Raw genomic sequence first — 23,909 nt, forward strand, 5'->3', positions numbered from 1 at the left:
TCCGCGAAAGTGCAACGATCGACGCGTGTAGTCGAGAAATGCGTCGTGGAATGCACTTTCGCGGGTCAGAGTTTAGAGATCGCGACCCGGACGCCGTCACCGATTTCCACACCGTCGGGCGGCTCGCCGAATTCGAAACTGGTCGCCAGGATTTCGCGGGCGATCAGCTCGCGATGGGTGCGAGCCCAGTCGGCGCGTTCGGCCGGTACCGACATCACCACGCTGATCCGGTCGGACACGTCGAGACCGGTCGACTTGCGCAACTCTTGCAGTTCACGGATGCGGTCTTTGGCCCAGCCTTCGGCTTCCAATTCGGGTGTCACCGCGGCGTCCAGCACCACCAGCCCGGCGCCGTCGGGCAGCGCAGCGGTGAATTCGGGGTCGGTGGCCACCAGCCGTGAGCTGTATTCGTCGGGTTGCAGCACGGCCGGGCCCGCGGTGAGGGTGCCGTCGGGGTTGACGACGCCCTCACCGGCCTTGACGGCCTTGATGGCGGCCTGCACCTGCTTGCCCAGCCGCGGCCCGGCCACCCGCGCGTTGACGGTGAGTTCGAAGCGCCCATAGGTGTCGACGGCGTCGGTCAGCTCGACCTGCTTGACGTTGAGCTCGTCGGCGATCAGTCCGCTGAACGGTTCCAGCCGCTGCGGATCTGGCACTGCCACAGTCAGTTTCGGCAACGGCAGCCGCACTCGCAGCTTTTTGGCCTTGCGCAGCGACGACGCCGCCGAGCACACCTCGCGGACTTGGTCCATGGTAGCGACCAGCTCGGCGTCGGCGGGCAGCGCGTCGGCCGAGGGCCAGTCGGTCAGATGCACCGAACGCTCGCCGGTGATACCGCGCCAGATCACCTCGGTGGTCAGCGGCAGCAGCGGAGCGGCCAGCCGGGCGGTGACCTCCAGCACGGTGTGCAACGTGTCGATGGCGTCGGCGTCTTCATCCCAGAACCGCTGTCGGGAGCGCCGCACATACCAATTCGTCAACGCCTCGGTGAATTGGCGCAGCTGTTCGCAGGCACCGGCGATGTCGTAGACATCCATCGCCTCGGTCAGGTAGTCACGTAGCGCGGCCAGCTTGGCCAGGATGTAGCGGTCCAATACATGCGACGAATCGGTGCGCCAGTTCCCGACTTTCGGTGCGTATAAGGCCAGGAAGCTGTAGGCGTTCCAGAACGGCAGCATCACCTGACGCACGCCCTCGCGGATGCCCGGTTCGGTCACGATGAGGTTGCCGCCGCGCAGGATCGGCGACGACATCAAAAACCACCGCATCGCATCGGACCCGTCACGGTCGAACACCTCGTTGACGTCGGGATAATTACGCAACGACTTGCTCATTTTTTGGCCGTCGTAGCCCAACACAATCCCGTGGGCCACACAGGTTTTGAATGCAGGGCGGTCGAACAGCGCCGTGGCTAGCACGTGCAGCGTGTAGAACCAGCCGCGGGTCTGCCCGATGTACTCGACGATGAAGTCGCCGGGATAGTGGGTTTCGAACCAGGCGCGGTTCTCGAACGGATAATGCACTTGCGCGTAGGGCATCGACCCCGAGTCGAACCATACGTCGAACACATCGGGGATGCGCCGCATCGTCGACCGCCCGCTGGGGTCGTCGGGATTGGGCCGGACGAGCTCGTCGATGTAGGGCCGGTGCAGATTGTCCGGGCGCACACCGAAGTCGCGCTCCAACTCGTCGAGGCTGCCGTAGACGTCGATCCGCCGGTAGGCCGGGTCGTCGGAGACCCACACCGGAATCGGGGTGCCCCAGTAACGGTTTCGCGAGATCGACCAGTCACGCGCGCCTTGCAGCCAGTTGCCGAACTGGCCGTCCTTGACGTGTTCGGGATACCAGGTGATCTGCTGGTTGAGTTCAACCATGCGGTCCCGGAATTCGGTGACCTTGACAAACCACGACGACACCGCCCGGTAGATCAGCGGGTTGCGGCAGCGCCAGCAGTGCGGGTAGGGGTGCTCGTAGGTGTCGTGGCGCAGCAGCACCGCGCCGTTGGCGGCGGCGGGGCCGGTGCCGTTTTTCAGGTCGCGGATGATGTGCGCGTTGGCGTCGAAGACGTGCTGGCCCTGGTAGTCGGGCACGGTGGCGTCGAAGCGTCCGTTGGAATCGACCGGGGTCACCGCCGCGATGCCCACCTCGTCGGCGACCGCCATGTCGTCCTCGCCGTAGGCCGGTGCCAGGTGCACGATCCCGGTGCCGTCCTCGGTGGTGACGAAGTCGCCGGCCAGCACCCGAAAAGCCTTGGGCGAGTCCATGAAATAGGCGAACGGCGGCAGGTAGCGCTGGCCCAGCAGATCCGCGCCGCGATAGCGGCCCAGCACCTCGGGTTCGTCGCCGAGTTCCCGCGCGTAAGCACCCAGCCGGCCCTCGGCCAGCACATAGCGCCGCTCCCCTGCCCGCACCTGCACGTAGGTCACGTCGGGGTTGACGGCGACCGCCTGGTTGGACGGCAACGTCCACGGTGTCGTCGTCCACACCAGCAGGTATGTGCCCGCCAATTCGCCGTCGGGCACGGCGAATCCGACTGTGATGGCCGGGTCTTGGCGGCTCTGGTAGACGTCGTCGTCCATCCGCAGCTCGTGGTTGGACAGCGGCGTTTCATCACGCCAGCAATACGGCAGTACGCGGTAACCCTCGTAAACCAGGCCCTTGTCCCACAGCTGCTTGAACGCCCAGATCACCGACTCCATGTAGGGCAGGTCGAGCGTCTTGTAGTCGTTGTCGAAGTCCACCCACCGGGCTTGACGGGTGACGTAGGCGCGCCATTCGTCGGTGTAGCGCGACACCGATTCGCGGCAGGCTTCGTTGAATGCCGCAACGCCCATCGCGTCGATCTGCGATTTGTCGGTGATGCCGAGCTGGCGCTCGACTTCGAGTTCGGCCGGCAGCCCGTGGGTGTCCCAGCCGAAACGGCGCTCCACCTTGTAGCCGCGCATGGTCCGATACCGGGGCACGATGTCTTTGACGTAGCCGGTGAGCAGATGCCCGTAGTGCGGGAGGCCGTTGGCGAACGGCGGCCCGTCGTAGAACACGTATTCTTCGGCCTCCGCGCGGCGGGCGATGCTGGCGCGGAAGGTGTCGTCGCGCGCCCAGTAGTCGAGAACCTCGGCTTCCAACGCCGGGAAGTCGGGTGCCCCGCTGCCCAGTTTGGGATAGCTGTGCTCGCTCACTTGCGTCGTCTCCTGTGCCATTGTCAGGCCCGGGGACGACGCCGCGCCGATGCGCGAGCGCCGCGGTACCACCCCGCTTGCCGCGCCTGGGCGCGACCACTCGTTGGCGGCTATGACGGGCCTACCCGTTCGGTTCTACTGGGGCCCGCACGCCGGCTGGGCCTGTTCTTCCGAAGGCTCCCCGGTGATGGCCGGATCGACGCCGATGCTCAAAATTCTAGGGGTTCGCCGAATCGCGGCAAATCAGCCCAGGGCCGCCTTCGCGTCGGCGAGGTTATCCGCGCCCAACACGAGACGGGTGTGGGTGGCCAGGTAAGCGGTCTCCAAGTTGACCTTTGCGTCGCCGAGCTTGTGGACCACCTCGGCGAGGGCGCCTGGCCGGTCTTCGATGTCGAGGACGATGACTTCCTGCTCTTCGACGATCTTGATTCCGGCCCCCTGTAGCGCTTCGAAGGCCGGTGTGGCGTCGTGAACCAGGATGTGCACTTCGGACTGGCCGCCACCGCTGCTGAGCGCACACAGCCCGGCGATGTTGACGCCCGCTTTGCCGAGCACGTCGCCGACCCTGGCCAGCTCCCCCGGCTCGTCGTCAAGATAGAGCGTCAGATCGGTCGCCATGACCCGCTCCCTTCGTGCCGCGCCCAGCATGTCAACGCTACTGCGCAGAGCCATCGTTGTTGCCGCGATTTCCCGGGCCGCGCCGGCGCTGCGTTCCTAGACTGCGGCGTGTGGCCTTCGACGCGTTGTTCGCTCGCGACGTGGCCCTGCCGTTGGCGGCGGCCGCCTACAGCGTGCTCAGCGGTAGTCCCGCGGTCTTGCCGACTGGATTCGTGAAAACCGCATTGATCCGCGCCGACGGCGCTGCGCTGACCGCGATGACCGATCCGCACCCCGCGGTGACCGCGATGACCAAGGACACCGACCTCTTCGGCCTGTTGGGTCATAACCCGGCCAGCCGCACCGCGTTCGTGTCGTTTCGCGGCAGCGCGGATCTGGCGGATTGGCTGGCTGACATCGATGCCCTTCCCCAGCCCTACCTCCCGATCGCGGGATTCGGGCACGTCCATGCCGGCTTCCAGCAGGTCTATGAGTTGGTCCGCGAAAGCGTCGCCGCCAACCTGGCTGCGGCCACTGCTGGGACCGACCAGATTCTGGTCACTGGGCACAGTCTGGGCGCCGCGCTGGCTGTGCTGGCCGCGCCGGACATCTGCCGCAACATGCCGCCGAACACCATCGAGCCGCGACTCGTCACCTTCGCCGGCCCGCGGGTCGGGTTGAGCGACTTCGCGGCCGCGTTCAACGCTGCGATCGAAAGTTGTTATCGGGTGGTGAATTTCCTCGACATCGTGCCGCACGTGCCGCCGTCACCGTACGTGCATGTCGGGGTGGAGATCGACGTCGACAGCGGCGGGGCGATCGACGTCGCCTGGCGCCACAGTTTGACGGCCTACCGGGACGGGTTGACCGCACTCATCGCCGCGGCATCTGCCTAGGACGCGACGCACCGATCATGGAGGCAACCAATGATGACCGGCGCGCCGCGTCCCGCGAATACGCAAGTTGCCAGGCCGCCCGACAAACAGTCAGCGACCTGGCAACTAGAGGCTTGGGTGAGAGGATTGCTCGGCAGTCATCGGACTACGCCCCGACCTCGAGCACCCCAACCCGCCACAGCGCTGCGTATAGGTGACGCAGCGGAATGCTCAACAGACGAGCAGCCCCGGTGACCAACGGGTCGCCGCCACCGAAGGGGTCGGAGTCGATGCGCCGCGACGCCTTCTTCGGCGCGGCTTCCTTCGGCGCGGGGGCCACGGTCAGCTTGGGAGCTGCCGTCAGCCGGGGGGCGGGTGCTGTCGTCACCACCTCGTCGTACAGAACAGCGGTCATGGTTGCCTCCTAGGCGGAAATCAAGCGGTCATATTTGGACTCGCTGTTCCGTCCCGCGGTTCCGAGCAGGTCTCTGCTCTGGGGCAACGCGCGCGTCGAGCCGATTCAGCCGGAGGCGGCGTGCCGGGGACCGGATCGGGACGAAACAGGACCCCTATATCGGTCCGGACTCTCACTGGAACTCATTCGTCCCTCACCTCCTCACGGCGACGCCAGGTGCGGATCACCCGCACGATCCACGTGCACTGCAGGAGTACAGAACCCGACGAACGTCGGAGACCGCACCCCTCTCGCTAGAGCTTCGGCACCACACGGCGTGTCCGGTAGGACCGGAAGCCACTTGGGCTCAACCCTTAAGCCGGGAGGAGCTGTCCTGACCCGGGGCGTCTCTCGACGTTCAGGGTCAGTGGCCTATATCCGTGTAGCCGCCTCACCTAACGAGGTGCTTGCCCTTCCGATGATGCACCAACAACTTGAGCGGGTCAATTTAATCCCGGCCATCGTGTCGGTGAATTGACGGTATCTTTTCGGACACGCCACTTCCCCAGCGCTGATGCGCTGCTACACGAGGTCGTAGTCGGCCAGCTCAGGGCGTGCCATGACCTCGCGGAACCGCGTGAAGCTCCACGGCCACACGGCCGGCAACCCGCGGTCATCGAGATACCAACTTCGGCAGCCGGTCACCCAGACCGTCTTCGCCGACGCCCTGGCCCTCGCGTCCTCGAAGCGTGCGGTGGCCTCGGTACTGGCGCTGATCGTGCGGTAGCGGCCGTCGCCCAGTGCCTCGATGAGCTGCATGAGGTAGGCGAATTGCGCCTCGGCCACATCGATCAGCGAGAAGTTACCGACCGGCCCGTTGGGACCGTTGAGCATGAATAAATTGGGAAAGTTCGGTACCGACACCGACAGGTAGGCGAACGGACGCTGCGCCCACACGTCGTCGAGGCGCACCCCGTCGCGGCCGACCACCTGGATCGGCCGCAGAAAGCGGTCCACCCGAAACCCCGTAGCCAGCACCAACACATCCAGCCGGTGCAGCTCGCCGTCGACGGTGCGGACTCCCTCGGGCTCCACGCGGGCGATCGGCTCGGTGACCAGGCGGGCGTTGGGCCGCTGGATGGCGTCGTAGAAGTTGGGCGAGATGATCAACCGTTTACACCCGGCCCGGTAGTCGGGCCGCAGCTTCTCTCGCAGCACAGGGTCGGCGACGTTGTCCTCGAGGTTGGCGCGGGCGGCCTGCTGCAGCTGCTTCAGCTGCGGCGAGTCGGCGTCGACGACCGCGTTGGCGAAGCTTTGGACGAACCCACTGTTCAGCTCGTCGCGCAGCGCGGTCAACACCGACGGATCAGCGCGGTATCGGGTCCGGTCCGCCTCGTCGATCGGCGGGTTTTGCACCGGCAGGATCCATTGCGGGGTGCGCTGGAACAGGCGCAGCCCTGCCACGGTGTTCGGTCACGGCGCCGACGATCTGCACCGCCGAGGAGCCGGTGCCGATCACGCCGAGCCGTGTGTCGCCAAGCGAGACGCTGTGGTCCCAGCGAGAGCTGTGGAAAACCCTGCCGGCAAACCGGTCCAGCCCGTCGATGTCGGGATAGCGCGGGTGATGCAGCACGCCCGTAGCAGCGATGACGACGTCGGCTACGTCGGGTTCTCCGGTGGAAGTTGTTATTCGCCAACGGTTTTCGATGTAGTCCAGGCGACGTACTTCGCGGCCGTAGCGGATCAGCTTGTCGACGCCGTGGCGGTGCGCGACGCTGTCGAAGTAGGCGAGGATCTCCGGGCCGGGCGCGAACGTGTGGCTCCAGTCCGGGTTGGGCGCAAACGTGTAGGTATAGAGGTGTGACGGCACATCACAGGCGATTCCCGGGTAGGTGTTTTCTCGCCAGGTGCCGCCGAGCCGATCGGCTTTCTCGTACACCGTGACATCGGCAAAGCCGGCCTCGCGCAGTTTGATCGCGGCCAGTATTCCCGCCATCCCTGCCCCGACGATGACGAAGCGCACGTCACCCCCTGCGAGGTCGCAACCCGTCGAGGACCAGCGACACCACGAAGTCGGCGACCTCGGCGGCCGTGACGCCGTCGTCGGTGGAAAGCCGCCGGTGCGCCAGTTGGCCGATCAGCGCAGCCAGGGTGTAGGCCACCATCCGCGGCGGCGCCGCCACCACCTCGCCGCGTTGTTGCGCGACGACGATGAACGTTTCGATGTCGTCGATGAACCGTTCATAGATGCCACCGAGGTGCTTTTCGAATCGGTCGCCGAGGGCATAGGCGTCGCGGAACAACAATTTGACGGTGGCTTTGTCGGTTTCGAAGAACTCGAAGGTGGCCTGCACGGCTGCACGAAACGACGCCTCGACGCCGTCACCGCCCGGCGCTTCGACCGCGGCAGCGAGGTGGCTGCGCAAGGCCTGCTCTTCGACGGCCATCAACGCGTGGAACAGGTCTTCTTTGGAGTCGAAATACCAATAGACCGACCCGTAGGCTAGCCCGGCCTGTTTCGCGACGTCGGCGATGGTGGCAGCGTGAAAACCCTTGCGCGCAAACACTTTTTTGGCTGCAGCCATGATCTGGTCACGGCGCGCGGACTTGTCCTCGTCGCTGACCGCGCGACGGCGCCGGGTCGGCGCGCTCACCGCTCGACCAGCCGCTCGAGGCGCTCGACGGCGTCGATGAACTCCGAGACCATGTCCAGCACCACCGACCGCGCCGGCTGCACTTTGTCCAGCGATCCCACCACCTGGCCGACGAAGTAGGTCGCCAGTTCACGTGCTTTGGCGTCGGGCTGGTTGGCGGCGGCGTTGATGCGCAGCTGCGGGTCGGCGACCAACGCGCTTTGCAGCGGCATGCCCAGCGGCTCGGGGCTGCCGGGCCGCTCCCACTCGTCGGTCCAGGCGGTGCGCAGCATCCGGGCGGGCTTGCCGGTCAGCGACCGAGACCGCACGGTGTCCGTCGACGAGGCGGCCAAGAACTTGTCCTTCACCACCGGCGGTGTCTCGGCTTCCTCAGTGGTCAGCCACACCGACCCGCACCACACACCTTCGGCGCCCAGCGCCAACGCGGCGGCGATCTGGCGGCCGCGGGCGATCCCGCCGCCGCCAACACGGGGATCGGGTCGACGGCATCGACGATCTCGGGCACCAGCACCATCGTCGCCACCTCACCGGTGTGGCCGCCGGCCTCGGTGCCCTGCGCGACGATCAGGTCGACGCCCGCGGCGGCGTGGCGCAGGGCGTGCTGTTTGGTGCCGGCCAGGGCGGCCACCAGCACATCGTTGTCGTGGGCACGGGTGACCAAATCCGGCGGCGGCGGGCCCAGCGCGCTGGCGATCAGCCGAATGTCGTGGTCGAAGGCGACGTCGAGCAACGGCTGGTAGCCCTTGGGCGAAATGTTGAGTCCCGCGGTGGGCGGCAAAGACCCTGCCTCGCTGCGGATTCCGTAGCGGTCGAGAAGGTCGTCGAGGAATGCGCGATGCTCCCGCGGCAGCAGCTCGCGAACCTGCCGCGCGTCGATCCCGCCCGCGTCCGCGCCGACATATTTGGGCGGCAGCAGCAGGTCGACACCGTAGGGCTTGCCGCCGGTCTGCTGCTCGATCCAGGTCAACTCGGTCTCCAGCCGCTGCGGGCTGTGCGCGACGGCGCCGAGGATGCCGAATCCGCCCGCGTTGGACACCGCGGCCACCACGTCACGGCAGTGGCTGAACGCGCAGATCGGGAACTCCACGCCGAGCAGTTCGGCGACCCTGGTTCGCATCGCCTCGACGCTACGAGTTATTGATTGATGTGTCAATCGCGTGCGGTACAGTGCGGCCATGGCTTTGACCGAGGAACAACAGCACAAGCGCCGCCAGGCGGTGCGCGACCTGATGCCGACCACGCCGTTCCTGGCCGGCCTCGGCATCGTGTTCGAACGCTACGAGCCAGACGACGTCGTCATCCGGTTGCCGTTTCGGGAGGATCTGACCAACGACGGCACCTACTTTCACGGCGGGGTGATCGCGTCGGTGATGGACACCGCCGGCGCCGCGGCCGCCTGGTCCAACCACGACTTCGACAAGGGGATGCGCGCCTCCACTGTCGCGATGAGCATCCAGTACACCGGGGCAGCCAAGCACTGCGACCTGCTATGTCATGCCCGCACCGCGCGTCGGCGAAAGGAGCTGACCTTCACCGAGATCACCGCCACCGACGCCGAGGGCAACATCGTCGCCCACGCCGTGCAGACCTACCGGATCGTGTGAGCGCGCTGCGCTACGGAGCTTGCCCGTCGGGTGGCCAGCTGGCGACGCCATCTTCCAACGGAACTTGCAGGCTTTGGACGATCGTGGCGATCATCCGCCAAGCAGCGATCGCGGTGACGAGCTCGATCAACACGGCGGGGTCGTCTGCGAGTTCGCGTTGGCAGGCGGCCCAATTCTGAGCACTTACCGCACCGTCACGCACGACATCGTCGGTGGCCGCGAGCACCGCCTGCTCGGCGGGCCCGAAGCCGTCATAGGCGCGCCAGTCCCGCACCCCGAGCAGATCGTCGGCCGAGACACCCAGGCCCTGAGCTACCCGCCAATGCTGGGTCCACTCGTAATCGGCTCCGGTGAGCCAGGCGATGCGCATGATCACCAATTCGCGCAGCCGCGAATCAAGGCGGCCGTGCCACAGCATGCTCGCCAGCAGGTCGTTGATGGACCGGGCCAGCAGCGGGTGGTTCAACAGCACCTGGAAGATCGCCAACTCGGCCATGTAGTTGGGCACACCTGCTTCGTCAGCTGCGGCCTTGGCCTCGTCGACCGGCAGGCGCCGCACCCGCGGCTTGGTCATGGCGTGATCACCCCGTGGACCGGTGGGACACCGGCGCGTTCGCCGGCCATCGTCGCGATCAGCTCCTCGGCATCGTCGAGGCCGACGCAGCGACGAGGCAAGCTCTCGAACGGGTAGCGGCCCGACGCCAGCAGCTCCAGCGCCGCCCGATATGCGGTGACGTCGACGCCGAGTGCACCAAGGACGCGTAATTCCTTGAGCACCAGGATATCTGGCGAGAAACCCGGGGCGCCGCTGTCAAAGCCTCTGGTGCCGGCGATCACGACGGTGCCAGCGGGACGGGCGAGCGCGATCGCTTGCGCGAAAGCCGCCGGGGCCCTGGCGGTGACGTCGACGACGACATCGGCCAGCCTGCCGGCCGCTTTTGTCAGTGCTGCGACTGGATCGTCGACGGCCACGTCGACCGCGAGGTCGGCGCCGAACTTTGCGGCCAGCGCCAATCGGTCGGCGTCGCGTGGGCCCAGTCCTGTCACCATGACGAATCCGGCGCCGGCCTCTTTGGCCGCGGCGGCGGCACACAACCCGCGAATCCCGGGGCCGAGCACCGCGACCACGTCACCCGGACTAGTGTCGGGGAGCGTTGCGCCCCAGCGTATTCCAGCGCCCAACGGATTGAACAAGGTGGCAACGACCGGATCGAGGTCGGCCGGTATCGGCAGCACCATCGAATCCGGTGACAGGTATTGGTAGTCGGCGTAGCCGCCCCACAGCCCAGGTGGGCGATCGACGGGAATGAATCCATACATGTCGGCGATTCCGTGGCGCTCACAGCGCCGGTATTGTCCGGCAAGGCAATTCGCGCATTCTCGGCACGACTGGAAGACTTCGACGGCGACCCGATCGCCGACGGCCACGCCCCAGCGCTGCGCCGCCCGTGGGCCGATAGCTTCGATAGTCCCCACCGTCTCGTGACCCGGGATGAACGCGAAACCGCCGGATAGCTCGCCGGTGTACTCCTCGTGGTCGGTGCCGCAGAGCCCGCAGGCCGCTACCCGCACCACCGCATCGTCGGCGCCCACCGCCGGCACGGGGAATTGGCGACTCACCAGGTGCCGCGGCGCCTCCAGCACCAGGGCCCGTGCCATCGCGTCGCGCGACATACGCGCACCTTACGGAGTTGTTGATTGATGAGTCAATCGCGAGGTTCGCGGCGTTATTTCCGAGACCTCTGCTGGAATACATGGGTCAGTACGGGCCATTCGGCTTTTAAACGTGTGGCTTAGAACTTAAAACGTGGTAGGAAATTGGCGCGCCACAGCCAGCGGATCGACTCCGGAATTAACCCCCGATGGAGCAGGCGGGCGCTATTGTACCGGTTACAGCGAAAAATGGGCTGGCGTTTTGTGAAGAAATGTTCTTAGGCAGTGCATAGCTATCTGGGCCGTCACCAAAGGGTATAGACGCTAAGCTGATAAGATCGCCGTCCAATGTCCGGCGATGAATTCGTTGAAAGGTGTTCATAAATGGTCACATTCTTGTCGCCCAGACTGGCGACCGCGGTCGGTGCTGTGGCATTGTCGCTGACCGCCGGAGCCGGCCTGGCGTCCGCACAGCCGGATCCAGTCATCAACACCACCTGCACCTACCCGCAGGTGGTCTCGGCGCTCAACGCGCAAGACCCAGCTGCGGCTGCGCAGTTCAACGCATCGCCGGTGGCGCAGTCGGCGCTGCGCCGATTCCTCGCCTCTCCGCCGGCTCAGCGCCAGCAGATGATCCAGCAGCTACAGGCCAGCCCAGGCGGTCAGCAGTACCTCGGAACAATCGAACAGGTCGCTCAGACTTGCAATAACTACTGAGCCTGGGGATCACCCTCCACGGCGGTCGGTCCGCGGCGGCGCCACGCTGGTTATGGTGCACGCGTCCACCGGCGAAAGGCGTGCCATGAGCAACCACACCTACCGCGTGATCGAGATCGTCGGCAGTTCACCCGACGGCGTGGACACAGCGATCCGCAATGCGATCTCGCGCGCCGCGCAGACCATGCGCGGGCTCGACTGGTTCGAAGTGCAGTCCGTGCGCGGGCACCTGGAAAACGGCGCGATCGGACACTTCCAGGTGACGCTCAAAGTCGGGTTCCGGATGGAGGACGCTACCTAAAGCGTCGTTAGCCGGCGGCCTCGCCCGGCCGAGGGAACGGCGCCCCGAAATCGGGCACCGGCTCAAACCCCCGTCGTCGTGCCAGCGATGCGCCCCGACGCAGCATGGCCCCCATCGCGACAAACCCGGCGTGGTCCACAACAACGAACGGCGACAGCAGCCTGTTGTGCACGAACGCGAACGCCACGCCGCTCGCCGGGTCGGCCCAGCCCAGTGAACCGCCCAGTCCCGCGTGACCGAAGCCCGGCATCACGTTGAACGGCACACGATGATAACCCATGTGAAATGCTAATGGCACCAAAATGTTTCGGTCGGGCCGCAGGCTCCGCCGTCCGCTGAGCGCGGCCACCAGCTCCTGCGAAAGGAACTGGGCGCCGTCGATTCGGCCGCCGTTGGCGATGGCGCCGTACATCCGTGCCAAGCTTCGCGCCGTGGCCACCCCGTTCACCGACGGAATCTCGGCGTCAAGCAACGGAATGTCGCCCTGCACAACAGCTCTCATCCCCGGGAAGTACATCGAGCCGAACCCGGCGGACAGCTCCAGCGCGGCGATCCGCGGAGCGATGCTGTTGAACACCGGATTCGGAATGGTGCTTTGCGGCATGATGATTTGCGCGACCTTCGTCGGCGACTCCAGCGGCGGCCGGCCCAGGTGCAGTCCGTCGGTGTCCAGCGGCTCGGCCAGCTCCTCGCGAACCAGCTCCCGCATCCCTTTGCCGGTGACGGCCCGGGCCAGGCCCGACATCAGCCAGCCGTACGTCAACGCGTGATACGCGGGTTTGCCCAGCAGGCTGCCCGGGGCGGCTGCAGCGATCCGCTGTTCCATTCGCACGTGATCCAGCAAGTCCTCCTTGCTGGCGCCGCGCAGGTGTGAGAGGCCGGCGCGGTGGCGCATCACCTGGCGGACGGTGATGCGCTCTTTGCCGTTCGCCCCGAACTCGGGCCAGTACCGAGCAACCGGTGCGTCGTAGTCGATCAACCCGCGGTCGGCCAGCCGGTGGATGACGGTGGAGGCCATGCCCTTGGTCGCCGAGAACACCATGGCTCCGGTATCCGCCGACCACGGCACCTCACCGGCCCGGTCTGCCCAGCCCGTCCACACGTCGACGACGGGCTCGCCGTCGACATATACCGCGAGCGCGCCGCCGCCGAATCGCCGAGATGGGAAGATGCTGGCGAAGCTACGCACGGCGCAGGCAAAGTGCGGATCCGCTGCGCCGTGCACCCCACGGGGCAGCACCGCACCGCGGTAGCCACGGGTTTCTTGCCTCACACCATCGAATTTACCCACCCGGTTGGCAAACAATCCTTAAGTTACCTTTCCGTTAGGCTGATGCAACCTTAAGTATTTGCTGAGCCGCCATTGCCGGGGTCAATTCCCCAGCTAGCACCTGCCGCTCGACGTCCGCGCCGATCTTGCGGACCTCGGGATTGGACAGCACCCGCTCCAGCACCGTGTCGCGAACCATCTGCCAGGTCCAGTCGACCTGCTGCGCGCGCCGGCGCGCCTCGAACTCGCCAACCTCGGTCAGCACCCGGCGGTGACGTTCGACGGTGTCCCACAGCTCCTCCAGGCCCGTTCCCTCGAGCGCGCTCATGGTCAAAACTGGTGGGCGCCAAAGAGTATCGCGTGGATAGATCACCCGGATCACCGACGACAGCTCGCGAGCGGCGACCCGCGCCTCGGCCAAATGGTCACCGTCGGCCTTGTTGACCACCACGATGTCCGCCAGCTCCAGCACGCCTTTTTTGATGCCTTGCAACTGGTCGCCGGTGCGCGCCAGGGTCAGGAAGATGAAGGTGTCCACCATGTTGGCCACCGCCACCTCGGACTGGCCGACCCCGACGGTCTCGACCAGGACCACGTCGAAGCCCGCGGCCTCGAGCAGCACGATGGTTTCCCGGGTGGCTTTGGCCACCCCGCCCAGCGTGCCGGAGGTCGGGGACGGGCGGATATAGGCGTCGGGATGCGTTGCCAGCCGGGGCATCCGGGTCTTGTCGCCAAGAATCGATCCCCCGGTGCGGGTCGACGAGGGGTCGACCGCCAGCACCGCCACCCGATGGCCCTGCCCGATCAGCTTCATGCCGAGCGCTTCGATCGCCGTCGACTTGCCCACCCCGGGCACCCCGGTGATGCCGACGTGGTGAGCGCGTCCCGCCGCGGGCATCAGCGCCAGCAGCAGCTGTTGAGCCTGCTCGCGGTGGTCGATCCGGGTGGACTCCACCAACGTGATCGCGCGGGCCAGTGCGGCGCGGTCGCCGCCGCGCACGGCGGCCGCCAGCTCGTCGACGGTGTCGGTGTCCTCGGCTGCCATCTAGGTAAGTGTGTACCCCCGCCGCTCGGCGAGCTTGTGCAGCAAGTCGATCGCGGCGTCGGCGATCACGGTGCCCGGCGGGAAGATCGCGGTAGCGCCAGCGGCGTACAGCGCGTCGAAGTCGCCCGGCGGGATCACACCGCCCACGACGATCATGATGTCGGGCCGGCCTACCTCATGCAGCGCGTCGCGCAACGCGGGCACCAGCGTCAGGTGACCGGCCGCCAGCGACGAGACCCCGACGATGTGCACGTCGTTGTCGGCGGCCTGCCGGGCCACCTCCTCGGGAGTGCAGAACAGCGCTCCGACGTCGACGTCGAATCCGATGTCGGCGAACGCCGTGGCGATCACCTTCTGGCCGCGGTCGTGGCCGTCCTGGCCCATCTTCGCCACGAGAATCCGTGGCCGTCGGCCGTCGGCCTCGGCGAACTTCTCGACGAGCTTGGTCGCTCTGGAAAGGGGGGTGATGCTTCCTTCTCCTCCGGCTTCATCACGGTAGACCCCGGCGATAGTACGAATTTCGGCCTGATGACGTCCGTATACCTTTTCGAGTGCGTCGGAGATCTCGCCTACCGTCGCCTTGGCTCGTGCCGCGTTGATCGACAGCGCCAAAAGGTTGTTGCCGAGCCCGTCTGGACCCGCTTTTCCCTGCGCAGCGGCGGCGCGGGTCAATTCCGCCAGCGCCTTATCCACCGCCTCCTGGTCCCGATTCGCCCGCAGCTCTTGGAGTTTGGCCAGCTGCTCGGCACGCACCCGGGTGTTGTCGACCTTGAGCACCTCGATCTCGTGGTCTTCGTCGACCCGATACTTGTTGACCCCGATCACCGTCTGGCGCCCGGAGTCGATGCGGGCCTGGGTACGCGCGGCGGCCTCTTCGATGCGCAGCTTGGGGATGCCGTCGCTGATGGCCTGGGCCATGCCACCGTGTTCGGCGACCTCGCGCAGGTGTGCGCGAGCCTTGGCGGCGAGCTGATGGGTCAGCCACTCCACGTAATACGACCCGCCCCACGGGTCGATCGGCCGCGTAGTGCCCGATTCCTGCTGCAACACCAGCTGGGTGTTGCGGGCAATCCGTGCCGAAAAGTCGGTGGGCAGCGCCAGCGCCTCGTCCAGCGCGTTGGTGTGCAGCGACTGGGTGTGACCCTGGGTGGCGGCCATCGCCTCGATACAGGTTCGGGCCACATTGTTGAACGGGTCCTGAGCGGTCAGCGACCAGCCCGAGGTCTGCGAATGAGTACGCAGCGACAGCGATTTGGGGTTGTTCGGGTTGAACTGGGCGACCAGCTCACTCCACAGCAGCCGTCCCGCTCGCAGCTTGGCGACTTCCATGAAGAAGTTCATTCCGATGCCCCAGAAGAACGACAACCGCGGCGCGAACTGGTCGATGTGTAAGCCGGCGTCCAGGCCCGCCTTGATGTAGTCCACCCCGTCGGCAAGCGTGTAGGCCAACTCCAAATCCGCTGTGGCGCCGGCTTCTTGGATGTGGTAGCCGGAGATCGAGATTGAGTTGAACTTCGGCATCTTGGCGCTGGTGTAGGCGAAGATGTCGGAAATGATCCGCATCGACGGCTTGGGCGGATAGATGTAGGTGTTGCGGACCATGAACTCTTTGAGAATGTCGTTTTGGATGGTGCCGGCGAGCTTCTCCGGCGGCACGCCCTGCTCCTCGGCGGCCACCACATAAAGCGCCAGAATCGGCAGCACCGCGCCGTTCATGGTCATCGACACGCTGACCGATCCCAGGTCGATTCCATCGAACAGCTGCCGCATGTCGAGAATGGAATCGATTGCCACACCCGCCATTCCCACGTCGCCCTGGACACGGGGATGGTCGGAGTCGTAGCCCCGGTGGGTGGCCAGGTCGAACGCCACCGACAGGCCTTTCTGCCCGGCGGCCAGGTTGCGGCGGTAGAACGCGTTGGATTCTGCCGCGGTGGAGAACCCGGCGTATTGGCGGATGGTCCACGGCTGGTTGACGTACATGGTCGGATAGGGGCCGCGGACGTAGGGCGGTTCACCCGGGAAGCTGTCCAGCGGATAGCCGTCTTTGACCGCCGCGTCGCGGTCGGCGGCGATGTAAACCGGTTTGACGACAATGCCTTCCGGCGTGTGCCATTCCAACTGCTCGGGGGTGTACCCATGTGCCGACGCCGCTGCGGCGACGTGCTTTTCCACAGCCGCCTCAGTAACCGGCTCGCCGGTAATGTCGCTGTGCAGCGGTACATCGGCGAAGCTGCCGATAATCGAGGTGCTCGCAGTCATCGCTAGGCCCCCAATCGGGTGAGCAGATTCGACAGAGCTTCCACCGCATTGATTTTGGCGGTCAGGTACTCGTCGGGCAGATATTCTGCATCTTGCAGAACCGTTTTCGGCCCGGCGAGGTAAATCCGCTCCACCCCGGCACCGCGCGCCGCCCTGACGACCTCGGCGGCCTCGTCCTTGTAGCGCTTGTCGGTGCCGCAAATCACCGCGGCTTTCGTGATACCGGCGTCGGACACGGCTTGCGCGACACCGGCGGCGTCGACCGGCCCGGGGTTGATCGCCTCGATCCCGCCGGAGGCCAGCAGGTTGGTCGCGAACGTGGCGCGGACGTTGTGCTCAGCCTGCGGGCCCAGCGGCAGCAGCAGCACAGATGGACGTTGCCCGGTCGACTCCCAGTAAGCGTCGGAACGATCTCGCAATGCCTCGAACTGTGCGGCGTAGCGTTGCACTGTGGGTGTCGAATCGGCATGCGGCAGAGGCGGTTCAGCGAGGTTCGGGTATTCGTTGACTCCGGTAACGGCGGTGCGGCGGTGCGCGATGTCGTCGATGCGCCTCGCAGCAACCTGGGCGATCTGATCGCTCAGATAGTCGCGGGCCTCGACAAAGCCGCCACGCGCCTCGATGTCCTGGAAATGCCGCCAGGCCTGCTGGGCCAGCTCTTCGGTGAGGTTTTCGACGTACCAGGAGCCACCGGCCGGGTCGAGGACGCGGCCGATGTGCGACTCCTCCAACAACAACAGCTGGGTGTTGCGGGCGATGCGGCGCGAGAAGGCCTTCGGCGTGCCCGGATAACCCCCCGGGATCGCTGCGTCGAACGGCAGTACCCGCACAGTGTCGGCACCGCCCACACCTGCGCCGAAGGCCGCCAGCGTGGTGCGCAGCATGTTCACCCAGGGGTCGCGCTGGGTCATCATCGGCAGTGACGTCTCAGCGTGCACAACCGCCGTGCCGCTGTCGGGTTCGCCGACCACCTCGGCCACCCGCGCCCACAGTTGTCGCGCCGCGCGCATTTTCGCGATCGTCATGAACTGGTCGTCGTCGGCGGCCAGACGAAAACTGATCTGCCGCAGGGCATGCGGAATTGCCAGTCCGGATCCGCCGAGCACCCGCAGATAGCTGACCGCGGCGGCGATGCTGCCGGCGAGCTCCCAGGCGGCGTTGGCGCCCCGGTTGTGGAAGGCGGGTCCGTCGACGGTAACAGCCCGCACCCCGCGCGCGTGCGCCACGCGTGCCGCGATCGCGACCACGTCGTCGATCGAAGGGGCCGAACGCCGACTCAGCGGCGCGGTGAGCGGGTCGGCGCCGAGGTCAACCGAGAGCCTGGCCCGCTTGTCATCGTCCAGTTCGTCGATCAGCGCCAGCACGGTGTTGGCAGCCGTTGGGTAGTCGGCGCCGGCGTCCACAATCACCGGCACCAAATCCAAATACACCCCGGCGAGCAGGCGGTCGAGCCGGGCCGGTGGCACGCCGGACTGGCCCACCTGCAGCACCAGGGCGCTGACCCCGTCGCTCAGCGCGGCCAGCAGCGCCGCATTGTCGTCGGCGCCATTGCCGGGGAACGCTTCGGCCACTTTCCAGCCGACGTTGACGTCGCGGTGGGCGTCTGCGCCACGCACATAGGGGAACTCACCCGGCAGCGGCCGCTCCGGCAGCGCGTCGAGCGCGGTGTAGAGCGCGCGGATCGCGAACCCTTCATAGGTAGGGGTGTCCAGCAGCCGCTCGGGTTCCGCACCGAGCTCGTCAGCCGGACGGCGGGTGCTTTTGGCCAGCACCTCGGCCACCGCTGTGCGCCATCGGGCACGAGCCTGCGCCAGATCGGCGGGCTCGGACGACACATCGACGGACACCGGCGGCTCCCGTTATCGCAGCATGTGACGGCAGAGGTTCGATTGCCAGGCTAATTGATTGGCCTCGAGGCGTCAGAGCCGAGGTGCGCTGGCCTGCCGGATCGCGGCCGCCGGAAACGACCCGTCACCCGACACCCGTAGCCTTGGACACCGTGATGGTTGCCGCCGCCAGCAAGATCGTCGACACCCTGCGTGGCGTCGCGTCTGCGGTGGTCGCGACTGCGCGTCAAGTGCCCCGGCGGCGGATCGGCGTGGCTGCGGCAACAATCGTGGCTCTGGTCGCGGTGGCGCTGCTGGTTCCGATTCCCACCGCGGTGCAGTTGCGGGACTGGGCGACATCGGTGGGGCCCTGGTTTCCGCTGGCGTTCCTGGGCGCGCACATCGTCGTGACGGCGCTGCCGTTTCCCCGGACAGCATTCACCCTGGCCGCCGGCCTGTTGTTCGGGCCGCTGCTCGGGGTTCTGATCGCGGTGCTGGCCAGCACCGCCAGCGCGGTGGTCGCGTTGGTGCTGGTGCGGGTGGCCGGCCTGCAGCTAAGCCGTCTGGTACGCCACCGGGCGATCGACACGGTCGACGAGCGGCTGCGTGACCGCGGTTGGCCGACGATCCTTTCGCTGCGACTGATTCCGGCCGTGCCGTTTTCGGTGCTCAACTACGCCGCCGGGGCTTCGGCCGTGCGCTTTTGGCCATACACGGTGGCCACGCTGGTCGGCACCGCCCCGGGGACGGCTGCCGTGGTGATCCTCGGCGATGCGCTGACCGGTCATGTCAGCCCGCTGCTGGTCCTGGTGTCGCTGTGCACCGGCGCCGTCGGCTTTGCGGTGCTGTGCTACGAGATCCGCCAGCATCGGCGGCGGTCGGCCGGCCTGCACGGCTCGGCGGGGCCGGTGGCTAGCCGGTGAGGGTCTCGTCGGCGTCGACGGGCAAGCTGAGCCGGAATTGAGCGCCGCCGTCGTGAGATAGGCAGGTCAGCTCGCCCCGTGGGCGCGGGCCAGGGCCCGCGCGATCGGTAGGCCCAAGCCTGCGCCGCCGTGATCACGGGCCCGTCCGGCATCCAGGCGGACCAGCCGTTCGAAGACGCGTTCGCGCTCGTGGTCGGGAATGCCCGGGCCGGTGTCGGTGACCGTCACCTCGGCATGGTGCTCGCGTTGCTGGAGGTCGATGGTGATCTGTCCACCCCGCGGGTGTGCCGTCGTGCGTTGTCGAGCAGGTTGGACACGATCTGGGCGACCCGGGTCGGGTCGGCCCGCAGCGGCAACGTGGTGACCCCGGTGCGGGTGACGGTCAGTTGCGGCGCCAGCATCGCGGTACGGTCGGCTTCGGTGTCGACGATCCCCGCGAGGTCGCAGTCTTGGCGGTCCAGCGGCAACCCGGCGTCGATGCGGCTCAGGTCGAGCATGTCGGCGACCAGGCGGGCCGCTCGGCGGGCGTCCGAGAGCAACAGCGTTGCGCGACGGTACTGGCGGCGCGCAGCCGGGTCGGACCGGCGCTGGCTGGCGTTGCTGACGAGTTGCTCGGCGGCGGCTTGGATCCCGGCCATCGGGGTGCGAAGTTCGTGCGCGGCGTCGACGAGGAATCGCCAGGTCGCGGTTTCGGCGCGCTGCGCGGCTTCCGCGGCACGCTGAGCGCGGTGCTCCGAGGCTTCCAACGCATCAAGCATGCCGTCGAAAGCGCTTGCGGCGCGGCCTAATTCGGTGTCGGGGCGGTCGGGTCGCAGCCGTCTGCCCCGGTCACCGGTGGTGATGCTTTTCGCCAGCTGAGTCAGCCGTTCCAGCGGTCGCAACGCGGCGCGGCTCGCCGCGACAAGCAGCAGGGCCGCGACGGCGAGTGTGGCGAGGCCGGCCCCGATCATCAGTCGGCGCAGCTGGCCCATCATTTGTGTGGTCTGGGTGGTGTCGGCCACCAGGATCACCCGTCCGCCGCCCGGCAGCGGGTGCACCAAGGCGGTAGCGGTCGCATCCGGCGGCGGGGGCGGTGGCGGAGGCGCCTGAGCCCAGGGCGCCTCCAGCGGGGGTGGGGGCGGCGGAGCCCACGGCGGTGGTGGTCGTCGAGGCGGCGGCGGGGGCCGAGGCGGCGGAGGGACGAGCGGGCCCGCAGCGGTGTCTGGGCTGATCGCCGGGTCACCGTAGGTGGCGCCGTCGGCGGTCACCACCAGCGCCCGCACGCTACCGCCGTTGAGTTCGGCGGCCAGTTGGGCCGGTGCGGCGCCGCCGGCGGCGAGCGCGTCGGCACGCGACGTGGCCGCAAGCAGCCGGTCATGCAGATTGCGGCGGGCTTGTACTGCCACGCTCACGTCGATGATCGCCCCCAGCAGCAGCAAGACCACCGCCAGCAGCCCGACCACGATCAGGGTCACCCGGCGCTGCAGCGACGGGGTCGGCGTGGCGGCCGACGTCATGACCGCTGCGGTTGTAGGCGGTAGCCGATACCGCGAACGGTGTGCAGAATTCGCGGCCCGTGCGCCTCGAGCTTGCGGCGCAACCCGCTGATGTGCACCTGCACCAGGTTGGGGTCGTAGGCGTCATAACCCCACACCGCGGTCAGGATCTGGCCCGCGCTGACGATCCGGCCGCGCTGCTCGAGAAGGAAGGCCAGCAGCCGCAGCTCGGTGGCGGTCAGATCCAGCCGGTGGCCGTCGCGGGCGGCCACTCCGGCGTCGATATCCACCATCAGGTCGCCTGCTTGCACCGCCGCGGGCAGCCGTCCCCGGCGGCGCAGCACCGCACCCACCCGCGATACCAGTTCGGCGAGCTCGAAGGGTTTGACCACGTAGTCGTCGGCGCCACCGTCGAGACCGCGCAACCGGTCGGGCAGGCCGTCACGGGCGGTGATCATCACGATCCCGACATCGCCCCAGGCAAGCGCGACGTCAATCAGGCTGAACCCGTCGCGGCCGCCCGGCAGCATCACGTCAAGCACCACCAGGTCTGGGCGGAAGCCGTCGAGCACGTCTTCGAGGCCCTCGCCGTCGGGTCGGGCGTCGGTGTGGTAGCCGGCGTCGGCCAGCGCCTCACTGAGCATTTCCCGGATGGTCTCCGAGTCCTCGATCACCAGCACCCGCGGCGCGCCGACGCTGAACCGATTGCCCCTTCGGGCAACCGCACGCCTGCCCTGGCGGCCGGCGCCACGGCGATCGGTCATAGTTCATTGTTAGCGCCGCTTTTCTGAGACCAACCTGAAGAAACGGCGGCGACCGTTTCTTCAGGTTTACTTCAAGTTCGCTGGCTACCGTCGGCGCTGACCACTCAGGCCGACGTAGGAAGCGACATGACAGACCAGCAACCCACCCCCGACAACGATGCCGACATTGCCACGCCCGTCATCGAATCTGACGGCCGGCCAACAGCTTCCGATCATGAAACGCCGCGCCGTCAGGGCCGCTGGACCGGCTTCACCCACCGCCATCCGACGGGTGCGGTCGTCGGCGCAGGAGTGGTTGGGCTGCTGGTCGGGGCGGTTGCCGCCGCCGCGGTGATCACGATCACCGCGCCCGCACCCGAGTTACCGGCCCGCGCCGCCGCGCCGTGGGCGCTGGGTCCGATCCCACGCCACCTCGAGTTGGGCAATCGGCCGCCCATGCCGGACCAGCCAGCTCCGCCACCGCCGCCGGCACCACCTCCCCCGCCGGGCAGACCATGCCCGCCAGGCGCACCTCCCCCGCCGGCCTGGGGCCCACCCCCACCGCCGCCGCCGTGGGGACCACCTCCGCCACCGTAAGGCATGCCGGGTGTCACCGCGCGGGTCACCGGCCTCCGTGGCGACCACCGAACCCGCCGAATCCGCCACCGATTCCGCCGATTCCGCCGAAGCCGCCATGGCCGCCACCGCCAATCCCGCCGAGCCCGCCGTGGTTTCCGGCTATGCCACCGGGAAGCCATCCGCTCCCGCCGCGGTCACCGCCCGGTTGCCATCCGCGGCCGGGCGGCCATCCGCCGCGATCGTTGCCACTACCGCCGGGCCACCCGCCCCGATCGTGGTCGCCTCCACCGGGCCGGACCGGTGGGTTCTGGGCCGGCGGATTGAAGATTGGCGGCAGGATCGGAACCGCCGGCGCCGCCGGCACCGGGATAGGCAGCGGTGCGACCGCCACAGGAGCAGGGGGTGGAGCCGCGGGAGGGGGAGCGGCCGGGACGGGTGCTTGCGCCGCGGGCACCGGAGCAGGAGCGGCCGGAGGGGGCGTCGCAGCGACGGGCACCGGGACGGGCTTCGAAACAGCGGGCACCGGCGCGGGGACGGCGGCCTCCGGCGCAGGGGCTTCGGGCATCGGCGCAGGTGGTGGAGCCGCTGGCGCAACCGCTTTGGGGGCCGCTTGCTGCGCCTCGGGCGCTGGCGGCGGCACCATGTTCGGCGGCGGCGCGAGCGGGGCTTGCGGCTCCGGCTTCGGCGCCTTCGGAGCCGGGACGGGCGCCTCCTTAACCGGGAAAATGAGGTCCGTGCCAACCCTGGGCTGCTGACTCACCGCGGGGCGAGCCCGTAGCCCCAACGAGATCACCAGCGCCGACACTCCTACGAAGAAGACCGTCATCACCCCCAGGGCCACCAGGAACGGTCTGCGGCCGGGTTCGTCGGCGCGGAAATTTTCCTCGTCGTAGCTGTAGGCCGGGTCGTCGACGGCGTCAGCACCTGCGTCACGGGAGCCGGCGCCGGCCGCAGACGCATCGACCACCCCGGCGGTGGTCCAGTCGGGGACTTGCGAGTAGGCCACGGCCGCGGTCGAGGACACGAACAGCGGTGCATGCGCCGACGCCAACGCCGCGCCGCGAGCGAGCGCCGTCTCCGGCTCTTCGGGCACGGTCACCGGCAGCGTCGTCGCCGACTCCACGCAGGGCTTGATCGACGTGATGTCAACCCCGGCACCCACCAGGAAGACCCCGTCGGGCGGCGATTCCAACGCGTCGAACTGAGCCACCAGGTCGGTCAGTTCGTCCACCGCATCGGCGCTCTGCACCGGCCGGCGGCGCACGTCGATGATCGAGCCGTCGGCGGAGTCAACGACTGCCAGCGTCGCAGTGTCGGGTTCGAGGAACAGCAGCCCGGTGTGCGCATAGCCCACAGCGCTGCCGACCGACTGGGCCAGCGCCGCCGCGGCCAAAAACGCCGAGACCAACATGACGTTCTCGACCTTGTGTGCCGCCAGCGCATCCCGCAGGATCGCGGCTTCGACGGGGTCGGTCCACGTGACCCCGGTTGACGCCAGGCGGTAATCACCTTCTGCCGCGCTCTCCCGGGTGCCGAGGATGGCCGCGATCACCCGCTCAGGCGCACCAGAGGTGGGCGAGTCCTCGGCAGCGACCACCTCGAAGCCGTCTTCGTCGACTGTGGCGCCGTCGGCGTTTTCCCCTTCGACCAGCACCAGGCGGACCGTCGTGGGCGCCATCGACACACCGAGGACGATGTCCACTGCTCCTCCACTCACCTGGCCTACTCGGCGATCCCGCTACAACATAGAGTTGCTAAATATCAGCTTACTCACCTGGCATCGTTCAGCGTTCGTGCGTGGGCGCTCAACAC

At 67.5% G+C, this 23,909-nt stretch carries 20 protein-coding genes, 2 pseudogenes and 1 riboswitch; of the genes and pseudogenes, 6 read left to right on the forward strand and 16 right to left on the reverse strand.

The window, feature by feature from the left end; all coding sequences use genetic code 11:
• Positions 1-65: 65 nt before the first annotated feature.
• Both ileS and MYXE_RS13530 read right to left on the reverse strand, forming a co-directional pair.
• Positions 66-3,200, reverse strand: a complete 3,135-nt coding sequence (ileS, locus tag MYXE_RS13525) for an isoleucine--tRNA ligase (protein ID WP_415624427.1) — start codon at positions 3,198-3,200, stop codon at positions 66-68.
• A 222-nt stretch (positions 3,201-3,422) separates the two neighbouring features.
• Positions 3,423-3,797 (reverse strand): amino acid-binding protein, encoded by a 375-nt coding sequence (locus MYXE_RS13530; protein ID WP_112650172.1) that lies wholly within the window; start codon positions 3,795-3,797, stop codon positions 3,423-3,425.
• 110 nt (positions 3,798-3,907) lie between these two features.
• Here MYXE_RS13530 and MYXE_RS13535 point away from each other — a divergent pair, with 110 nt between their 5' ends.
• Entirely contained in the window at positions 3,908-4,672 is a 765-nt protein-coding gene (locus MYXE_RS13535) for a lipase family protein (RefSeq protein ID WP_085198414.1), read from the forward strand.
• 145 nt (positions 4,673-4,817) lie between these two features.
• On the opposite strand, the gene MYXE_RS13540 is transcribed toward MYXE_RS13535, so the two are convergent.
• The 5 genes and pseudogenes from MYXE_RS13540 to MYXE_RS13555 all read right to left on the reverse strand — a co-directional run bounded on the left by MYXE_RS13540 (position 4,818) and on the right by MYXE_RS13555 (position 8,816).
• Positions 4,818-5,066 (reverse strand): Rv1535 family protein, encoded by a 249-nt coding sequence (locus tag MYXE_RS13540; protein WP_003920292.1) that lies wholly within the window; start codon positions 5,064-5,066, stop codon positions 4,818-4,820.
• 278 nt (positions 5,067-5,344) lie between these two features.
• A riboswitch (M-box (ykoK) riboswitch) is annotated at positions 5,345-5,515 on the reverse strand.
• Between the two features lie 112 nt (positions 5,516-5,627).
• The gene (locus MYXE_RS24545; protein ID WP_232061613.1) at positions 5,628-6,509 is read right to left on the reverse strand and encodes a flavin-containing monooxygenase; all 882 of its coding nucleotides are present in this window, start codon (positions 6,507-6,509) and stop codon (positions 5,628-5,630) included.
• Positions 6,412-7,068, reverse strand: a complete 657-nt coding sequence (locus tag MYXE_RS24550; protein WP_232061614.1) for a flavin-containing monooxygenase — start codon at positions 7,066-7,068, stop codon at positions 6,412-6,414. Before MYXE_RS24550 ends, MYXE_RS24545 begins: the two co-directional genes overlap by 98 nt.
• 1 nt (position 7,069) lies before the next feature.
• Complete coding sequence (locus MYXE_RS13550) at positions 7,070-7,699, reverse strand: TetR/AcrR family transcriptional regulator (RefSeq protein ID WP_085198417.1); 630 nt, start codon at positions 7,697-7,699, stop codon at positions 7,070-7,072.
• Positions 7,696-8,816 (reverse strand): annotated as a pseudogene (locus MYXE_RS13555) (NAD(P)H-dependent flavin oxidoreductase). Before MYXE_RS13555 ends, MYXE_RS13550 begins: the two are co-directional and overlap by 4 nt.
• 58 nt (positions 8,817-8,874) lie before the next feature.
• Here MYXE_RS13555 and MYXE_RS13560 point away from each other — a divergent pair.
• Positions 8,875-9,303, forward strand: coding sequence for a PaaI family thioesterase (locus MYXE_RS13560; RefSeq protein WP_039889935.1), 429 nt, complete (start codon positions 8,875-8,877; stop codon positions 9,301-9,303).
• Between the two features lie 10 nt (positions 9,304-9,313).
• On the opposite strand, the gene MYXE_RS13565 is transcribed toward MYXE_RS13560, so the two are convergent.
• Together MYXE_RS13565 and MYXE_RS13570 are read right to left on the reverse strand one after the other, a co-directional pair.
• Positions 9,314-9,877, reverse strand: coding sequence for a carboxymuconolactone decarboxylase family protein (locus tag MYXE_RS13565; RefSeq protein WP_085198420.1), 564 nt, complete (start codon positions 9,875-9,877; stop codon positions 9,314-9,316).
• Positions 9,874-10,977 carry a zinc-dependent alcohol dehydrogenase gene (locus MYXE_RS13570; protein ID WP_085198423.1) on the reverse strand — a complete coding sequence of 368 codons (1,104 nt, stop codon included), beginning with the start codon at positions 10,975-10,977 and terminating at the stop codon, positions 9,874-9,876. Before MYXE_RS13570 ends, MYXE_RS13565 begins: the two co-directional genes overlap by 4 nt.
• A gap of 363 nt (positions 10,978-11,340) precedes the next feature.
• Here MYXE_RS13570 and MYXE_RS13575 point away from each other — a divergent pair, with 363 nt between their 5' ends.
• The gene (locus tag MYXE_RS13575; RefSeq protein ID WP_085198426.1) at positions 11,341-11,673 is read left to right on the forward strand and encodes a hemophore-related protein; all 333 of its coding nucleotides are present in this window, start codon (positions 11,341-11,343) and stop codon (positions 11,671-11,673) included.
• Between the two features lie 85 nt (positions 11,674-11,758).
• Positions 11,759-11,974 carry a dodecin gene (locus tag MYXE_RS13580; protein ID WP_003920284.1) on the forward strand — a complete coding sequence of 72 codons (216 nt, stop codon included), beginning with the start codon at positions 11,759-11,761 and terminating at the stop codon, positions 11,972-11,974.
• Between the two features lie 7 nt (positions 11,975-11,981).
• On the opposite strand, the gene lipL is transcribed toward MYXE_RS13580, so the two are convergent.
• The 4 genes from lipL to mutA all read right to left on the reverse strand — a co-directional run bounded on the left by lipL (position 11,982) and on the right by mutA (position 18,398).
• Positions 11,982-13,199: an esterase/beta-lactamase LipL gene (gene lipL / locus MYXE_RS13585; RefSeq protein ID WP_081485302.1), complete on the reverse strand. Its 1,218-nt coding sequence runs from the start codon at positions 13,197-13,199 to the stop codon at positions 11,982-11,984.
• Positions 13,200-13,299: 100 nt separating this feature from the next.
• On the reverse strand, positions 13,300-14,289 hold the full coding sequence (gene meaB / locus MYXE_RS13590; RefSeq protein ID WP_085198429.1) for a methylmalonyl Co-A mutase-associated GTPase MeaB: 990 nt from the start codon (positions 14,287-14,289) through the stop codon (positions 13,300-13,302).
• Positions 14,290-16,551 (reverse strand): methylmalonyl-CoA mutase, encoded by a 2,262-nt coding sequence (scpA, locus tag MYXE_RS13595; RefSeq protein WP_085198432.1) that lies wholly within the window; start codon positions 16,549-16,551, stop codon positions 14,290-14,292.
• A 2-nt stretch (positions 16,552-16,553) separates the two neighbouring features.
• Entirely contained in the window at positions 16,554-18,398 is a 1,845-nt protein-coding gene (mutA, locus tag MYXE_RS13600; protein ID WP_085198434.1) for a methylmalonyl-CoA mutase small subunit, read from the reverse strand.
• A gap of 155 nt (positions 18,399-18,553) precedes the next feature.
• On the opposite strand from mutA, the gene MYXE_RS13605 reads away from it, so the two are divergent.
• Positions 18,554-19,300, forward strand: coding sequence for a TVP38/TMEM64 family protein (locus MYXE_RS13605; RefSeq protein ID WP_085198436.1), 747 nt, complete (start codon positions 18,554-18,556; stop codon positions 19,298-19,300).
• Here the strand turns inward: MYXE_RS13605 and MYXE_RS13610 are convergent.
• Positions 19,290-20,796: pseudogene (locus tag MYXE_RS13610) on the reverse strand (HAMP domain-containing sensor histidine kinase). The gene MYXE_RS13605 and the pseudogene MYXE_RS13610 sit on opposite strands and share 11 nt — an antisense overlap.
• The gene (locus tag MYXE_RS13615) at positions 20,793-21,539 is read right to left on the reverse strand and encodes a response regulator transcription factor (RefSeq protein WP_085198438.1); all 747 of its coding nucleotides are present in this window, start codon (positions 21,537-21,539) and stop codon (positions 20,793-20,795) included. Before MYXE_RS13615 ends, MYXE_RS13610 begins: the two are co-directional and overlap by 4 nt.
• A 126-nt stretch (positions 21,540-21,665) precedes the next feature.
• On the opposite strand from MYXE_RS13615, the gene MYXE_RS24025 reads away from it, so the two are divergent.
• Entirely contained in the window at positions 21,666-22,115 is a 450-nt protein-coding gene (locus MYXE_RS24025; protein ID WP_178031425.1) for a hypothetical protein, read from the forward strand.
• A 25-nt stretch (positions 22,116-22,140) separates the two neighbouring features.
• Here the strand turns inward: MYXE_RS24025 and MYXE_RS13625 are convergent, their stop codons facing one another.
• Positions 22,141-23,799 (reverse strand): DUF7159 family protein, encoded by a 1,659-nt coding sequence (locus MYXE_RS13625; protein WP_415624428.1) that lies wholly within the window; start codon positions 23,797-23,799, stop codon positions 22,141-22,143.
• Between the last annotated feature and the right edge of the window lie 110 nt (positions 23,800-23,909).

Source organism: Mycobacterium xenopi (assembly GCF_009936235.1).
Taxonomy (GTDB): Bacteria; Actinomycetota; Actinomycetes; order Mycobacteriales; family Mycobacteriaceae; genus Mycobacterium; species Mycobacterium xenopi.

Excerpts from the sequence above, each read along its gene's own strand:
- MYXE_RS13565 (WP_085198420.1), bottom strand. The coding sequence starts at position 9,877 with ATGACCAAGCCGCGGGTGCGGCGCCTGCCGGTCGACGAGGCCAAGGCC.
- MYXE_RS13530 (WP_112650172.1), bottom strand. The coding sequence starts at position 3,797 with ATGGCGACCGATCTGACGCTCTATCTTGACGACGAGCCGGGGGAGCTG.
- MYXE_RS13580 (WP_003920284.1), top strand. The coding sequence starts at position 11,759 with ATGAGCAACCACACCTACCGCGTGATCGAGATCGTCGGCAGTTCACCC.
- MYXE_RS13615 (WP_085198438.1), bottom strand. The coding sequence starts at position 21,539 with ATGACCGATCGCCGTGGCGCCGGCCGCCAGGGCAGGCGTGCGGTTGCC.
- MYXE_RS13605 (WP_085198436.1), top strand. The coding sequence starts at position 18,554 with ATGGTTGCCGCCGCCAGCAAGATCGTCGACACCCTGCGTGGCGTCGCG.
- MYXE_RS24025 (WP_178031425.1), top strand. The coding sequence starts at position 21,666 with ATGACAGACCAGCAACCCACCCCCGACAACGATGCCGACATTGCCACG.
- MYXE_RS13560 (WP_039889935.1), top strand. The coding sequence starts at position 8,875 with ATGGCTTTGACCGAGGAACAACAGCACAAGCGCCGCCAGGCGGTGCGC.
- MYXE_RS13540 (WP_003920292.1), bottom strand. The coding sequence starts at position 5,066 with ATGACCGCTGTTCTGTACGACGAGGTGGTGACGACAGCACCCGCCCCC.
- MYXE_RS13575 (WP_085198426.1), top strand. The coding sequence starts at position 11,341 with ATGGTCACATTCTTGTCGCCCAGACTGGCGACCGCGGTCGGTGCTGTG.
- scpA (WP_085198432.1), bottom strand. The coding sequence starts at position 16,551 with ATGACTGCGAGCACCTCGATTATCGGCAGCTTCGCCGATGTACCGCTG.
- ileS (WP_415624427.1), bottom strand. The coding sequence starts at position 3,200 with ATGGCACAGGAGACGACGCAAGTGAGCGAGCACAGCTATCCCAAACTG.
- meaB (WP_085198429.1), bottom strand. The coding sequence starts at position 14,289 with ATGGCAGCCGAGGACACCGACACCGTCGACGAGCTGGCGGCCGCCGTG.
- MYXE_RS13570 (WP_085198423.1), bottom strand. The coding sequence starts at position 10,977 with ATGTCGCGCGACGCGATGGCACGGGCCCTGGTGCTGGAGGCGCCGCGG.